The organism is Prosthecobacter fluviatilis (assembly GCF_055388355.1).
In genome coordinates this window covers 3789317-3805002 of sequence record NZ_AP043782.1, presented here as the reverse complement: position 1 = coordinate 3805002, position 15686 = coordinate 3789317, and the positions used below count along the sequence as shown (strand labels likewise).

Here is a 15686-nt window from a genome sequence, read left to right as displayed (position 1 = left end):
GCAGTGACACGCCCAACGGCAGGCCCCTTCACACGGACTTGCCGTTTGCGCTTTGCCCCGTAGCCTGCATGGCATGAGCAACGAGGGCGAAATGTTTCCGCAGACGCGCTGGTCACAGCTGGCGCGGCTCAGAGAAGGTGATGAAACCACCAAAAGCGAAGTGCTCGGCACGCTCTACCAGCTCTACCGCAAGCCGGTGATGGCTTACCTGGCGCGGCGCGGCTTTGGCCATGAGAAGGCCGAGGACCTGGTGCAGGACTTTTTTCTCCACTCCATGCAGCACGGCCTCTTTGAAAAAGCCGAGAACTCGCGCGGGCGATTCCGCGGCCTGATGCTCTCCGCGCTGCAGCATTACGCCGCCAATGCGCACCGGCATGATCAGGCGCAGCAGCGGCGTCCGGCGGGCGGGTTCATTTCCGCAGACGAGGTGCTGGCGGAGGGCGGCAGCACCGCCGTGCTGGGAGTGGACAGACACACGCCGGAGGATGCCTTCACGCAGTCCTGGGCGCGCATGCTGCTGGCGCGTGTGGTGGAGGGCCTGGAGCGCGAGTGCGCCTCCACCGGCAAGCAGGCGCACTTCAGCATCTTCAGACGCTTCATGCTTCTGCCCATCCTCGATGGCGTGGCCGCGCCTTCTCAGCGTGAGATGGCCGAGGAGCTCGGCCTCACCGAAAAAGAAGTGGCCAACCGCCTCGTCACCGCACGTCGCGCCTACCAGCGGCTGCTGCGCGATGAGATCGCCCAATATGCGACGGACAGCACCGAGGTGGATGACGAAGTGCGCGACCTCTTTGCCGCGCTGAGCCGCCCCGCATGATTTTTTCTCATGTCATCCGATGATGCCAGCCTGCGCGATCTCCTCTCCGCCCTGAGGCGTGGGCTGATCGACGCAAATGAAGCGCGCTCGTCCGTCCGTGGGCGGCTGGAGCGAGGCGGTCCGCTGGAGGCTGGTGGACTGGCGGACTTGCTGGGGCTGAGCGATGCCGGGCAGCGCGATGACGACCTGCTGCGGCAGCTCCAGAGCGAGTGCCAGTTTCTGGAAGGGGTGCCCTTTCAGCCCGGCTCCTGCATCGGCGGAAAATATGAGGTGCGCAAAATCCTGCGCGGGGGCTTTGGCCTGGTGTATCTCTGCCGCAGCCTCGCGCCGGAGATGTATCACCGTGGCGACTCGCTCGCCGCGCTGAAGTGTCCGCTGCCCCGGCACCTGACCGATCCCGAGCTGTGCGAGCTCTTTGTGGCCGAGGCGGTGAACTCCGTGGCGCTCACGCCGCATCCCAACCTCGTGCTGGCCTACGGCGTGGAAATGCACAATCGCATTCCTTTCCTGGTGATGGAGCACATCAGCGGTGGGCGGACTCTGGTGGAGGAGATCGAGAAGGGCCGCACCGACTGGCGCACCACCCTCCGGCATGGACTCGACATGGCGCGCGGTCTGGCCCATGCCGCGCAGGAGGCGCAGCTGATCCACGGCGACCTGAAGCCCCCGAATGTTTTGATCACTGGCGAGGGCATGGCAAAGGTCAGCGACTTCGGGCTTTCACTCTCGGCTGATGCTGCCGGTGCCGATGGTCTCATCGCCGGCACAGACGGCTTCATGGCCCCTGAAATGGTCGCCCGCCGCTCCGGCCGCAGCACGGCGGCGGATGTGTATGCGTATGGCATCACGCTGCTGTGCGCGGTGCTGGGCCGTTTCCCCGAGGCCCCGCGCCCGGCGGATCTCTGCAACACCGCGCACATGCCCGAGCCGCTGGCCGCGCTGCTGCGCGCGTGCCTCGCCACAGATCCCGCCGCACGACCCGCAGATTTCCAAATCATCGCCTCACGCCTGGAAGCCCTGCACACCTCTCTCCTAGGCTGCGCGCCGTCCCAGCCTGCCGCCCCCGATGCGCCGCTGCGGGCGGATGCCCTGGTGAATGCCGCGCAGACCTGGCTGAACCTCGGCCAGCCGCGCAAAGCGCAGGCAGAGATCGGGCATGCCCTGCGCCTGAACCCCGCCAACTGGAAGGCGCATCAGATCCAGTGCTGCATCCACCTGGAGCGGCGCGACTTTGACGCCGCCGCATGCAGTGCCGGTGAAGCCTGCGAACTGGCCCCGGATGAGCCTGGTCCTCCGGCCAGTCTCGCACAGGCGGCCATGGGACTAGGCCGGCACGAGGAGGCTCTGCGCTGGGCCACGGATGCCTTCAGCACCGCCGAGGGGGCAGGCCGTCTGGGGGAGCTGGATGGCATCTCCATGCTTTTCATCGAGCTCCTGCCTGCGCCGAAGGCGCTTCATGTGCTCGATGACATCCTCGCAGCGCAGCCCGGTTCCGCCATCACTTGGAACAACCGCGCCATCCTCATGCGCCGAATGCGGCTGCCTGAGGAGGCGCTGGCCAGTGCAGACCGCGCCATAGGCCTCAATGCCGCGTATGCCAAGGCCTGGACCAACCGCGCCAATGCGCTCATCGAGCTGGGCAGGTTTGCGGAGGCGCAGACATCGGCCTCCACCGCGCTGGATCTCGACCCCTGCCTGCCTGGTGCCTACTGTGCCAAAGCCACCGCCTTGGCCCAGCAGGAGCGCCTTCCCGAAGCCCGCGCCGCCATTCGCAGCGGCCTGGCCCTCCTGCCCGCCGATCCGCTCCTCATCCGCGCGGCGCAGATGTTTGGCGTGTGATCCATCTTCGGCTGGGGGAATGTTCCTTTCAATTCTCGCGCCTTTGTCGAAGGAAGCTCTGCTGCGCATCGTTCCCTCGCCATGCGCCGACCAGCATTTTTCACCGCCCTCGTTCTTGCGGCATACAGCCTCGCAGCTTCATCCTTCGCCGCTGAGCCGCCGCCCAACATCCTCTTCGCCATCGCCGACGACTGGGGCCCTCACGCCAGCGCCTACGGCACGCCCTGGGTGAAGACACCCAGCTTTGACCGCGTGGCAAAGGAAGGCCTCCTTTTCACCCAGGCCTACACACCGAATGCCAAGTGCGCCCCCTCTAGAGCCTGCATCCTTACCGGGCGCAATTCCTGGCAGCTCAAAGAGGCGGCCAATCACATCTGCTACTTCCCGCCCGAATTCAAAGGCTGGGGCGAGGCCCTCGCGGAAAAAGGCTGGAACGTGGGCTACACCACTAAGGGCTGGGGCCCCGGCGTGGCGAATGATGCCAATGGCAAGCCACGCCAGATGACCGGCAAGCCCTACAACAAACGCCGCGCCGAAGCCCCCACACCCGAGATTCTAAACTGCGACTACGCCGCCAACTTCAGCGACTTCCTCGATGCCGCGCCCGCAGGCAAGCCCTGGTGCTTCTGGTATGGCAGCGTCGAGCCGCATCGTGGCTACGAGTTCGGCAGCGGCGTGGCCAAAGGCGGCAAAAAGCTCACCGACATCGACCACGTACCCGCCTACTGGCCGGACAACGACGTCATCCGCAATGACATGCTGGACTACGCCTTCGAGGTGGAGCACTTCGACCGCCATCTCGGCCGCATGATCGCCGACCTCGAAAAGCGCGGCCTGCTGGAAAACACCCTCATCATCGTCACCGCAGACCACGGCATGCCCTTCCCGCGCAGCAAGGGAAACGCCAACGTGCAGGCCAATCACGTGCCGCTGGCCATGATGTGGAAAAAAGGCATCCTCCAGCCCGGCCGCACGCTGAGCGACTTCGTGAGCTTCGTCGATCTCGCTCCCACCCTTATCGAGGTCGCAGGCATGAAGTGGTCAGACACCGGCATGGCCGAGTCCCCCGGCCGCAGCCTCACCGATCTCTTTGCCAACAAACCCGCCCATGTGCGTGATCACGTGCTGCTCGGCAAGGAGCGCACCGACGTGGGCCGTCCGCACGACTGGGGCTACCCCATCCGCGCCATCGTCACCCAGGACAGCGTCTTCATCGAAAACTTCGAGCCCACCCGCTGGCCCGGTGGCAATCCCGAGACCGGCTACATGGACTGCGATGCCGGAGCCACCAAGACCTTCATCCTCGACGCCCATCGCAAAAACCCCGCCGATCCCTTCTGGCAGCTCTGCTTCGGCCTGCGCCCCGGCACCGAGTTCTACGATCTCAAAGCCGACCCCGATTTCGTACATAACCTCCCTGCCGATCCCCGCGCCACCGCCTTGAAAACCCAGCTCCACGCCGAGCTCTCCCAGCAGGGAGATCCCCGCATGTCCGGCCAGGGTGCCATCTTCGATGAATACAAGCACGCGCAGCCGGGTAACGTCGGCTTTTATGAAAAATTCATGAGCGGGAAGCCCGTGAAAGCCAACTGGATCAATCAGAGCGACATCGAACCGAAGCCCGTGCTGCCATGAGAATCCTGCTCTGCCTTTTCTTCTGCATCCCTGCTTTTGCCGCGTCCAAAAAACTCACCGGTACCCAGCCGCTGCCACCCATGCCTGCGGCGGCCTTCACCGTCGTCATCATTCCAGACACCCAGGCCTACACCGGCAAAGGCTGCAAGGCCACGCCTGACAGCACCGACCCTGTGACAAACAGCAACCTGGAAGCACAGGTGAAATGGATCGCTGCGCATCGTGACGATCAAAACATCGTCTTCGTCAGCCACGTCGGAGACATCGTGGACAAAAACAACGCCAGCGAATGGGCCGTGGCCAGGCAGCATATCGACACCCTGCGCGGCGTGGTTCCCTTCAGTCTCACCGTGGGAAACCACGACATGACCGCCAAGGGCGATGCACATCTGTTTCAGGAGCATTTTCCCGCCGCCAGCTTCAAGGACTACCCTTGGTATCTCGGCAGCTACACCCACGCCCGCAAAGACCAGAACGTCTCCGCCAACAACGTGAACAGCGCCCAGCTCTTCAGCGCCGGCGGCATGGACTTCATTCACCTCAGCCTCGAGTGCAATGCACCCGACGACGTGCTCGCCTGGGCCGGCGATCTCCTCGGCAAAAACGCCGCACGCCGTGCGCTCATCACCACGCACATGGACCTCGGCATTCTCGACAAGCCCAAGACCGAGGAGGGCTTCATCCACGATCCCAAAGGCCGCATGCGGTGGGTCAAAATCCACGGCGCGCGCGGAAACACCGGCGAGCAGATGTGGGACAAGCTCTTCCGCAAACATCCCAACCTTCGCCTCATCTTCTGTGGAGACCAGAGCCGCGTCACCGCGCTGAAGCTCACCACCCCTGCAGACGACGGCCACCCCGTCACCTCCATGCTTACCGACTACCTTTCCCAGCCCGCACTCCGTCTCCTGCGCTTTGTGCCCGCAGAGAACCGCATCCACGCCCTCACCTACGATGTCGTAAACAACGTCCTCGTCTCCGACACCCCTTATGTGCACGAGCTCGACCAGCATCAGTTCACGCTCGACTACCCCATGCAGCCCGCCGCGAAATAAGCGTCTTCCGTCATGAAACTCCGCGCTCTTTTCATCGCTTTTTCGTCCGTTGCTTCGCTTCGCTCACTCCTTCGGAGCAGCACGCGCTTCGCCGTGCTGGCTGTCTCGCTTGGCTCGGCTCTCGCGCTGCCTGCGGCACACGCCGCCGCGCCCAATATCCTCTTCGTCCTCTCAGACGACCACAGCTACCCGTTCATCCACTGCTACGGGCGCGAGGAGATGAAGACGCCAAATCTCGACCGCTTGGCCGCAGAGGGCATCATGTGCCGCCGCATGTTCACCGGTGCGCCGCAGTGCGTTCCCTCACGCGCTACCATCATGACCGGCCGTTCGCCAGTTGCCTGCCGCATGACGCGCTTCTCCTCGCCGCTGCCGCGCGATGAGATCACCTTTCCCGAGATCCTCAAAAAAGACGCCGGCTACTTCGTCGGCTGCTGCGGCCGCACCTATCACCTCGATGGCTCCGGTCGCAGCCCCGAGGCCTCGTCACAGGTCTTTGAGGAGCACCACCTCGTCACCTTCAAAGACCGCTTCGACTACGTGGACGCCAGCGGTCAGGACACCCTGCCCACCAAGATCAATGAGTTCTTTGATCAGAAGCCAAAGGACAAGCCCTATTTCCTCTGGGTCGGCTTCAGCGATCCCCACCACGCCTGGAACACCGGCAAAAACCCGCCCGATCCCGCCAAGCTCAAAGTCCCCGGCTTTCTCCCCGATCTTCCCGGCGTGCGCAACGACCTCTCCGCCTATGAAGGCGAGATCGAGCATTGCGACGGCGACTTCCAGCGCGTGCTCGATCTCATCAAAGAGCGTGCCGGTTTGGAAAACACCCTCATCATTTTCATGGGAGACAACGGCATGGCCTTCCCCAGCGGCAAAGGCTCCTTGCACGATCCCGGCCTGAACGTCCCCCTCCTCGCCTGGTGGCCCGGTGTCATCAAACCCGGCGGCGACTCCAGCGCGCTCATCTCAGGAGAAGACATCGCGCCCACCTGCCTCGAAGCCGCCGGTCTCCCTGTGCCAGAGCGCATGAGCGGCATCAGCTTTCTCCCGCTGCTCAAAGGCGCCAAGTTTGAAAAAGAGCGCCAGCACATTTTCGCCGAGCGCGGCCCCCACGGCAGCGCCACCTTCAATGAGGGCACCACCGCCAGCGGCGTGGACTACAGCCGCTGCGTGCGCAGCGCCCGCTACAAGCTCATCTACAACGTCACCCCAAACCTCCGCTACACCCCCGTGGACAGCGGTGGCGATCCCAGCTGGAAAGACATCACCAAGGCGCACGAGGACAAGACCCTCGCCACCGAATTTGAAGACCTCTGGTTCACCAGCCCGCGCCCCGTCTATGAGCTCTACGACCTCCAGGAAGACCCCGCCGAGCTGCACAATCTCTACGGCCAGAAAGGTCTGGAGGCAGCCACCCTCGAGCTCAAGACCGCCCTGCAAAAGAAGATGATCCTCGACTACGACTACTTGCCGCTCCCCATCGCCGGAGACGCCAAACCCAAAGGCAAAGCCAACGCCCAGCCCAAAAACAACCCCAGCCGCGCCGAGCAGTTCAAGCGCCTCGACACCGACCACGACGGCAAGCTCACCAAAGAAGAGTTCAGTGCCAGACGTAATGCAGAAGACGCAGCAAAGTGGTTCAAAGCCCGCGACGTGGACGGCAGCGGCACCATCGATCAGGCCGAATACACCGCCAGCACCGTGCCCAATCCGCCCAAAAAATAATGTCATGAAACACTTCCTCCTCTTCCTCACTCTCTGCCTCCCCCTCCACGCCGACTTCATCACCCCGCTCTTCTCCGACGATTTCTCCCGCGATGAAGCCACTCCTGGCAAGGAAGACATCGGCAATGGCTGGACCAGCAACAGCGCCTGGCGTGCGAAGGGCCATCAGCAGGTCGATCTCATCGACGGCCACATGCACGTCACTAAGCACGCCGAGGCCGACCACGGCGTCGCCATCTTCCACGCAGCCGAGTTTCAAGACGGCATCGTGCAGTTGAAATTCCGCCTCGGCGAGGGCGATGACCTCGGCGTCGATTTCGTCGATCGCGAGCTCAAAACCGTGCACGCTGGACACCTCTGCATCGCCCGCGTCACCAACAAAGCCGTCACCATCACCGACTCCAAAACCGGCGGCATGGACAATGAAATCCGCGCCCGCCGCGAGAAAGGAGACAAATCCCCCGAACTCGCTGCGCTGCTCAAATCCAAAACCAAATCCTTCAAGCTCGACCTCAAGCCCAACGAGTGGCACACCCTGAACATCAAGATCGTCGCCGATCAGATGACCGTCCGCATCGACGACATGGAAGCCGTTTCATTCAGCAGCGAAGGCATCGCGCATCCAACGAAACGCATGATCACCCTCGCCGTAAACAAGTCGGCGGACGTGGATGACGTACAGGTATCCAAGCTCAAGTGAGCATCGCACTCCCTCCATGCGCTTCGTTTTCTTCTTTGCCCTTTTCGCCACCGCTTCTCTCGCTCAACCATCGCACGAGGTCGTCCCCGGCTGGCCGCAGCTTCCGGAGGGCCACACCCTCGGCCTTTGCGCCGGTGTTGGAGTAGACGCCCAAAACCGCGTGTTCGTTTTCCATCGCAGCGGTCGCGTCTGGACCAAGCCCTTTCCCAAAGAGCCCATCGCAGCGCCCACCGTCAGCGTGTTTGAGGGGGCCACAGGCCGTCTCCTCAGCACCTGGGGCGCAAACCGCTTCATCATGCCGCACGGGCTCACGGTGGATCACGCCGGCAATCTCTGGCTCACCGATGTCGGCCTGCATCAGGTCTTCAAATGTTCACCTTCAGGCGAGGTGCTGCTCACGCTGGGAGAGGCAGGCGTGCCCGGCGACGACACTTCCCATTTCAATCTGCCCACCGATGTGGCCGTGCTGCCAGACGGCTCCTTCTATGTCAGCGACGGCTACCAAAACACACGCGTGCTGAAGTTCACCGCCACAGGCCGCTTCGAGTTTCAGTGGGGCACCAAAGGAAAGGGGCCGGGCCAATTCCACCTCCCGCATGGCATTACCCTGGATCCCCAGGGTCGCATCATCGTCTGCGACCGCGAAAACGAGCGCCTTCAGGTCTTCGACGCCAAAGGCACCTTTCTGCACGAATGGAAAGGCCCGCAGATCGGCAAACCGTATGGCATTGCCACCGGTCCCGACGGCCACCTCTTCATCATCGATGGCGGCTCTCCTTCCCTGAAGCAGGAGCTCCGCGGCAAGGCGGTGGAACTCGATTCTGCCGGGCAGGTGCTCGACACCTTCGGCAGCTACGGCAAAGCCCCCGGTCAGTTCCAGCTCGGCCATGACCTCTCCGTCGGCCCGGACGGTGCCGTTTATGTGGCGGAGGGAACCGGTGCCCGCGTGCAGAAGTTCACACGCAAAAAAGCAGCCGAGTGAGTTCGCGCCCTCTGTGTGGCAGGCATCTCCCTCCTCTGGTCCGTTGTTCAAACCAGCGGCTTTGCTGCGAAAGCAAACCGGTCCGCGTCGTATTCTCCGGCATCATGACCAGCCGCCGCCATTTCCTCGCCACCACTACCTCTGCACTCGCCTTTCCCTTCATTGCCCGCGCGGCCTCGCCTGCGGCGAAGATTCTTGAGACGAAGGTCATCTCCCAACAGCCCGAGTTTTACCATGGCTGGTCCACCGTCGTGCGGCGGCAAAATGGCGAGCTCTGGCTCTCCTGGTCGGGCGGTCGTGAGTCCCATGTCTGCCCCTTTGGCCAGGTGCATGCCATGACCTCCAAAGACAACGGCGCCACCTGGACCTGGCCGCGCGTGCTGCTGGACACCGCCACCGACGACCGCGACTCCGGCGTGCTCGAAACCGCCAAGGGTTCCCTCATCGTCACCACCTTCACCTCGCTGGCCTATGAGGACTCGTTTAAAAAAGCCGCTGCCATGGCGGAGCTCACAGACAAGGGCTGGGTCTCCAAGGCCATGCCCGCAGAGCGCTACGCCAGGTGGAAAGCCGCGCACGTGCGTCTGGGCGATGAAGAGCGCAAGGCCGAGCTGGGAGAGTGGGCCATCCGCTCCACCGACGGCGGCAAATCTTGGTCCACCCGCATCCCCACCATCGTCAACAGCCCGCACGGCCCCATCCAGCTCAAGGACGGCCGCCTGCTCTACGCGGGCAAGCAGCTTTGGACGCAGGACAAGAAGATCGGTGTGGCCGAGTCCAAAGACGACGGCCAGACCTGGCAATGGCTCGCCGAAATTCCCACACGCAAAGGCGACACTGCCTCCAATTCCTATCACGAACTCCACGCCGTCGAGGCCGCTGATGGCACCCTCATCGCTCAGATCCGCAATCACAACACGGCAAACAAAGGCGAGACCCTGCAGACAGAATCCAAGGACGGCGGCAAGACCTGGAGCGAGCCGCACAGCATCGGCGTCTGGGGCCTGCCCTCCCACCTGCTGCGCCTGCGCGATGGCCGCCTGCTCATGACCTACGGCCACCGCCGCAAGCCCTTCGGCAATCAGGCACGCCTCAGCACCGACAACGGCCAGACCTGGAGCGAGGCGATGATCATTTCTGGCGACGGCATCGGCGGCGACCTCGGCTACCCCAGCACGGTCGAGCTGGCAGACGGCACCCTCCTCACCGTCTGGTATGAAACGATGAAGGAGCCCAGGCTCGCAGTCCTCCGCCAGGCCACCTGGCGTATCGAGTGAGGAGTGTGCTGTCACAAGAACGAAGCAGCTTACGGAGCGCGGAATTTATTCCGCAGCAGGTCACCGGCACGCGGCGGGTGTTGCTGCACATTGAACATGCGCAAACACACTGATCCTCGGCGCGGCCGAGCAGGCTGCAAAACTCGGAGCAGACTTTTGCTGCGGACTGAAGTCCGCGCTTCCAGGAAATCACAGAAGCTCGAAAGACTAGCACTCTGCTTCCGCTTCTTATGCTCACCATGTTCCTGCGCCACCTTCTGCTCTCCACGCTGCTCACTTCCACCGCCCTGGCGGAATCCAGCTGGCCGCAGTTTCGCGGCGAAGGCGGGCTCGGCATCGGCACAGGGAAACCGCCCGTGGAGTTCAATGCGCAAAAGAATGTGAAGTGGCAGGTCGAGGTGCCTTTTGGCCATTCATCTCCCTGCATCTGGCAGGACAAGATTGCGCTCACCGGTCTCGATGCCGGCAAGCTGGTCACGCTTTGCCTCAGCCGCACAGACGGGCACGAGCTGTGGCGCGCAGCGGCTCCAGCGGAGAAGGTGGAAGCAGCGCACCGCATCGGCAGCCCGGCTACGCCGACGTGCTGCACGGACGGCATGCATCTCATCACCTACTTCGGTTCCTACGGCGTGCTGGCCTATGACTGGAATGGCAGGGTGCTGTGGCAGAAGCCCCTGCCACCGCCGATTGTGGAGTTTGGCACGAGCGCCTCGCCCATCATCGCGGATGGCAAGGTCATCATCGTCGCGGATCAGGACGTCGGCAGCTACATGATCGCGCTGGATGTGAAGACGGGAGCAGAGGTGTGGCGCGTGGATCGCAGCGAGTTTCGCCGCAGCTTTTCCACGCCGTTTGTGTGGCGGCATGATGGCATCGAGGAGCTGGTGGTGAGCGGCTCTCTCTGGACTCGCAGCTACGATCTCAAGGATGGCAAACAGCGCTGGTCATCCGGCGGCATGGCGCGTGTGTCCAACACCAGCCCCACCGCGCTGGGAGATGTCCTGCTCGTCTGCGGCTGGAACATGGGCGGAGATCCCGACGACCGTGTGGAGATGGAGGCCTTCGATTCCTTCATGACTGCCAATGACGCGGACAAAAACGGCACGCTCAGCGAAATGGAATTTCCCGCAGGCCCGTTGCGCGACCGCTTCACCATCATCGACGCCGACAAGGACGGCAAGGTCACGCAGTCGGAGTATGACGCCATGCGCGCCATCTTTGCCCAGGCGGCCAATCAACTCTTTGCCATCAAGGCCGGCGGCAGCGGCGACATCACCGACACTCACGTGATCTGGCGGCAGACGAAGCACCTGCCGTATGTGTTTTCTCCGGTCATCGCCAATGGCCGCGTCTTCACCGTCAAGGGCGGCGGCCTCGCCTCAGCCTACGATGCCAAAAGCGGCAGCCCGCTTTTCCAAGGCGAGCGCCTCGATGCCTCCGGCGAATACTACGCCTCTGCCGTGACCGCCGACGGCCACGTGTATGTAACCTCCCAGCGCGGCGTCATCTCCGTGCTGGATGCCGCAAGCGACACGCTGAAGGTGCTGGCCAGAAATGACATGAAGGCCCCGGTCTTTGCCTCGCCCGCCATCGTGGATGGAGTGATCTACGTGCGCACCAACAAGCAGCTCAGCGCGTTTGGTCACTGACCGATGCGCTCGTTGCGCAGCAGCAGCCAGAACACGGCGGCAACGATGTAGAGCGCGCCAAAGCCGCCCAGCACCGCATCCCAGCCACCGGCGTGCACCAGCAGCCAGGGCACCACGACCGGAAAGGCCGCCGCGCCCAGATTGCCACACATGTTGGTTGCCGCGCTGACGGTGGCCACATGCGGGCCACCGAGATTCATCACCGTGGCACCGAGGCAGGGATTGGCCGTGGCAGCGCAGAACATGCCCGCGCTGATCACCAGCACGGCCATCACAGGATTGGCAACAAGCCACGCGCAGAAAATCAAACCGGCGCAGAGCAGCAGCGCCGTGGCGGTCAGGCCCTGCCGCGCGAGGCGCTGGCTGCCCGTCTTGCGCAGCAGCACGTCTGACAGCACGCCTCCGGCCATGCAGCCCGTCACATCGGCCAGCAGCGGCAGCGTGGTCAGCCAGCCGGAGCCCAGGATCGTCACCCCGCGTGCCTCCTGCAGATAAGTGGCAAACCAGCTGGCAAAAAAGATGTACCCCGCCGCCCGGCAAAACTGCTGCAGGCACAGGCACCACAGCGCCGGACTCCGCAGCAGCAGACCCCATGGCACGCGCGGAGCTTCAATCGCAGCCCCCGGCGGCGCGTCCTGCTCGATCTGCGCGCGCTCCGCTGCATTCACTCCTGGATGTTCGGACGGCCGGTTACGGTACCAGACCGCAAACCACGCCGCCCACAGCACACCGGGCACGGCATACCACACGAACATCCAGCGCCAGCCGATGCTCACGACCAGCCACGCTGTCAGCGGTGCCGCGATGATGCTGCCCACGGACATGAAGCCGCTGAACGCACCGGAGGCCGAGGCCTGCGCCGTGCGTGGAAACCACCGCGCCATCACCGTGGTGCCCACCGGCACCAGCCCCGCCTGCGCCATGCCCATGAAGGCACGCGCGCCTGTCATCACCGCCAGATTTCCCCACGCCAGGAAGGCGGTGGCCACGGACCATAGCACACCATACAAAGACAGCGACCAGCGTGCTCCCAGCCGCTGCGCCAGCATGGCCGCAGGGATCTGGCACAGCGCATACGGCCAGAAGAACGAGCTCATGAGCATGCCCGACTGCTCCTTGGTGATGCCCAGCTCCGCACGGATCGTGCTCTCCGCCGGCGCCACCCCATTGCGCGTGAAATACGCCAGCGCTGCCGCCGCACAGATGCCTGCGAGCACGATGAAGCGGGTGCGGGTGGGTTTCATGGCCGGTAGATTACCAGTCCGTCACAGCTCCATCAGGGCTGAACTCTCGCAGCACGATCTCCTGCTGGAAGGGATGCTTCTTCACCTCCGCTTCATTGATCGTGATGCCGAGGCCGGGCTTCGTATTCGGGCGGACGATGCGGCCCTGCTTCTCGATGGTGAAACCTTCCTCCACCACGTCCTGCCGCCAGGGCACATCGTTGTGGACGGTTTCGCAGATGATGTAGCTGGGCTGTGAAAAGCCGAACTCCAGCGATGCGGCGGTGCTCACAGGCCCCTGTGGGTTGTGCGGCGCCAGGGAGATGCGGTGCGCCTCCGCCAGCGCGGCGATGCGCTTGGCCGCGCTCAGCCCGCCGCAGTGGGTGATGTCCAGCTGGCAGATCTCCACCGCGCGTTTTTCAAACATGTCCTTGAAGGCCTCCAGGTTTGTCACGCGCTCGCCGCTGGCCACGGGTGTGGTGAGTGCGGCATTGATGCGGGCCAGCCCGTCCACGCATTCCGGCCAGCAGGGCTCCTCAAAAAAGTAGAGACCGAAGTCATCCAGGGCCTTGCCAAACTTCAGCCCCATCGCGGGAGAGGGCCGCGCATGGCAGTCCACCATGATGTCGATGTCCGGCCCCACGGCCTCCCGCATGGCGGCCACGGCTGCGGCTGCGGCGCGCACGGGCTTCTGGCCCTCGATGGGCATCGTGCTGGGCACCGCCATGCTTTTGAAGGCGGTGTAGCCATCCGCCACGGCGGCCTGCGCCAGCTCGGCAAAACGTTTGGCGTTGTCCGCCGGGGTTTGGTAAAAGTCCTCCATCTTGCCGCCGCCGAGATGGCAGTAGGTGCGCACAAAATCACGCACCGGACCGCCGAAGACCTTGGAGAGCGGCATGTTCGCCACCTTGCCGACGATGTCCCACAGCGCGAGATCAATGCCTGCGATGGCCGTGGCCCGCACGATGCCGTGCCCATGCCAGAAGTGCTGCCGGTACATCACCTGCCACAGATACTCCACCCGCGTCGGGTCTTCGCCGATGAGGAGATGCGACATGTCCTCGATCGCGCCGACGATGCTGCGCGTGTGCCACTCCAGCGTCGCCTCTCCCCAGCCGATGAGACCGGGCTGGTCCGTGACGACTTTCACGAAGACCCAGTTTCGCATTCGGGCATGGCAGACGAGTGTTTCGATGGCGGTGATTTTCATGAGGCGATGTGGTTGGAAATGGATTCGATGAGTTGCTCCAGGCTGCCCGGCGCGACAACGGCGATGCTCTCCTGGTAGATCCCCGTGTCGTAAAGCTCACGAGGCGGCAGGTAGGAGGCGCCCCAGTCCGCAGCGATGGTGGCCACGATGACGATCTTCTCTGGAAAGCGGCGGCGCAGCTCGGTTTGCAGCACGCTGTAGCTCTCTCCCTGCACACCCACCCACACCGCATCGCCCATGTGCCAAACGACGACTTGCAGCGGAAAGCGATCTCCCGGCGGCAGCTGGTGGAGCTTGTGCAGCAGGCGCGTTTTGCGCTCGCTCATCGCACGGCAGTCGGCGGCTTGGGCTTCATCGCCCGCAGCACGCGCGGTGGCCTCGGCAGCCTGGAAATGATCCAGCTCCGCCTGCACCTGCGCCACCGTCGGCTGGCCGGGGCGGTAGCGCAGCGGCTCATGCCAGCGCTGCAGCTTCCAACCCGCCTTGGTTTCCAGATCGATCTTCTCGTGCTTCCACGCACCCAGCGTCGCACCGGACACGACAGCGCCTTGATAAACAAAGACCGTGCCCGCCGCTGGCAGCGCCGTGAGGGCCGAGAGCGCGGCATAACCCAGCTCGCGCCCATTGCGATCCGCCACAGCGGTGTCACCGACGAAGCCCTCGCGCGGACCCAGTTCGCCGCTGGCGCCTTGCAAAAAGAGGCAGGGCGCGCCGGTGTCGCGTTCAACGAGCTCGCGCATCGCACCGATGTAGTCGGGACTGATCAGCGTGTTTTCCCATGCCAGTGTGGTGGGGTGGCAGGCATAGTTTACGATGCAGGCCAGCGTCTTCCCGTCATCCGCCGTCACACGTGCCAGGACCACGCTGTCATCCGCAGGCACACCGGGATTGTGACCGCAGATGTATTGCATGCCGTCCCAAAAATCGCGCTGAGTGGCCAGACTGCAGCGGCCACGGCCATAGACGATGCCCGCAGGCACCAGCGAGGCCATGCATTGCTTCACCAGCCGCCCTGCCCGCTCCCCCAGTGCGTGCAGGTAGGGCGGAATCAGATCGCCACCCGGCAGCGTGGCACGGTCCAGTCCCATCAGCCCCGCGCCGTGGGTGTGGGAAAAGACCACAAGCACCTCCTCCTTTGCCACACCACCGATCTCCGCCGCTTGTGCCACGAGCTGCGCATGCTCCGTGGCCCCCATCACGCAATGATCCAGCGCTAGAATGATTTGCCGCCCCGTTCCCTCCATCGGCGCAAACACCGCCACCGTGGCGCGCAGCGGTCGGTGCACCCCGGTGGCGCGCTCGTGCTTCGCCGCGCCCCACATGCGGTGGTAGATGTCCGCCGGTGGCGTGATGTCGCACCAGGAGAGTGCAAATCGGCACCGGCTTTGCGGTGCGGGATCTTCGGTGCGGGAGAGTTCAGGCATCACACATCAAAGGCATGGCGGACCTCCAACTTTCATCATGTCATGAATCTCCTTCCCCAATCCATGCACATTACGCCCCCCCGGGGCCGCTGGTGCGGTTTTCAGACCACGAGGTTGCCGCGAAAGCCCATGGGCCTGGCACGTAAT

General features: G+C 63.8%; 12 protein-coding genes. 9 read left to right on the top strand and 3 right to left on the bottom strand.

Annotated features, from left to right (window positions below; translation table 11 throughout):
* Window positions 1–73 precede the first annotated feature (73 nt).
* The 9 genes from ACZ5WW_RS14750 (at window position 74) to ACZ5WW_RS14710 (ending at window position 11682) form a co-directional block, all read left to right on the top strand.
* Window positions 74–817, top strand: a complete 744-nt coding sequence (locus tag ACZ5WW_RS14750; RefSeq protein ID WP_377171515.1) for an RNA polymerase sigma factor — start codon at window positions 74–76, stop codon at window positions 815–817.
* Between the two features lie 9 nt (window positions 818–826).
* The gene (locus tag ACZ5WW_RS14745) at window positions 827–2656 is read left to right on the top strand and encodes a serine/threonine protein kinase (protein WP_377171513.1); all 1830 of its coding nucleotides are present in this window, start codon (window positions 827–829) and stop codon (window positions 2654–2656) included.
* Window positions 2657–2737: 81 nt separating this feature from the next.
* A complete protein-coding gene (locus tag ACZ5WW_RS14740; RefSeq protein ID WP_377171511.1) occupies window positions 2738–4291 on the top strand; it encodes a sulfatase family protein in 1554 nt (517 codons plus the stop codon).
* Window positions 4288–5346: a metallophosphoesterase gene (locus ACZ5WW_RS14735; protein ID WP_377171509.1), complete on the top strand. Its 1059-nt coding sequence runs from the start codon at window positions 4288–4290 to the stop codon at window positions 5344–5346. Before ACZ5WW_RS14740 ends, ACZ5WW_RS14735 begins: the two co-directional genes overlap by 4 nt.
* Before the next feature lie 12 nt (window positions 5347–5358).
* The gene (locus tag ACZ5WW_RS14730; protein ID WP_377171507.1) at window positions 5359–7074 is read left to right on the top strand and encodes a sulfatase-like hydrolase/transferase; all 1716 of its coding nucleotides are present in this window, start codon (window positions 5359–5361) and stop codon (window positions 7072–7074) included.
* A gap of 4 nt (window positions 7075–7078) precedes the next feature.
* On the top strand, window positions 7079–7774 hold the full coding sequence (locus tag ACZ5WW_RS14725; protein WP_377171505.1) for a 3-keto-alpha-glucoside-1,2-lyase-like domain-containing protein: 696 nt from the start codon (window positions 7079–7081) through the stop codon (window positions 7772–7774).
* A gap of 16 nt (window positions 7775–7790) precedes the next feature.
* A complete protein-coding gene (locus ACZ5WW_RS14720) occupies window positions 7791–8756 on the top strand; it encodes a peptidyl-alpha-hydroxyglycine alpha-amidating lyase family protein (protein ID WP_377171503.1) in 966 nt (321 codons plus the stop codon).
* Between the two features lie 104 nt (window positions 8757–8860).
* Entirely contained in the window at window positions 8861–10033 is a 1173-nt protein-coding gene (locus ACZ5WW_RS14715; protein WP_377171501.1) for a sialidase family protein, read from the top strand.
* Window positions 10034–10272: 239 nt separating this feature from the next.
* Window positions 10273–11682, top strand: coding sequence for an outer membrane protein assembly factor BamB family protein (locus ACZ5WW_RS14710; RefSeq protein WP_377171499.1), 1410 nt, complete (start codon window positions 10273–10275; stop codon window positions 11680–11682).
* Here ACZ5WW_RS14710 and ACZ5WW_RS14705 read toward each other — a convergent pair.
* The 3 genes from ACZ5WW_RS14705 to ACZ5WW_RS14695 are packed head-to-tail and all read right to left on the bottom strand — an operon-like array spanning window position 11676 to window position 15539.
* Entirely contained in the window at window positions 11676–12926 is a 1251-nt protein-coding gene (locus ACZ5WW_RS14705) for an MFS transporter (RefSeq protein ID WP_377171497.1), read from the bottom strand. The genes ACZ5WW_RS14710 and ACZ5WW_RS14705 overlap by 7 nt on opposite strands.
* A 10-nt stretch (window positions 12927–12936) precedes the next feature.
* Window positions 12937–14115, bottom strand: a complete 1179-nt coding sequence (locus ACZ5WW_RS14700; protein ID WP_377171495.1) for an enolase C-terminal domain-like protein — start codon at window positions 14113–14115, stop codon at window positions 12937–12939.
* Window positions 14112–15539 (bottom strand): hypothetical protein, encoded by a 1428-nt coding sequence (locus ACZ5WW_RS14695; protein ID WP_377171493.1) that lies wholly within the window; start codon window positions 15537–15539, stop codon window positions 14112–14114. Before ACZ5WW_RS14695 ends, ACZ5WW_RS14700 begins: the two co-directional genes overlap by 4 nt.
* Window positions 15540–15686 lie beyond the last annotated feature (147 nt).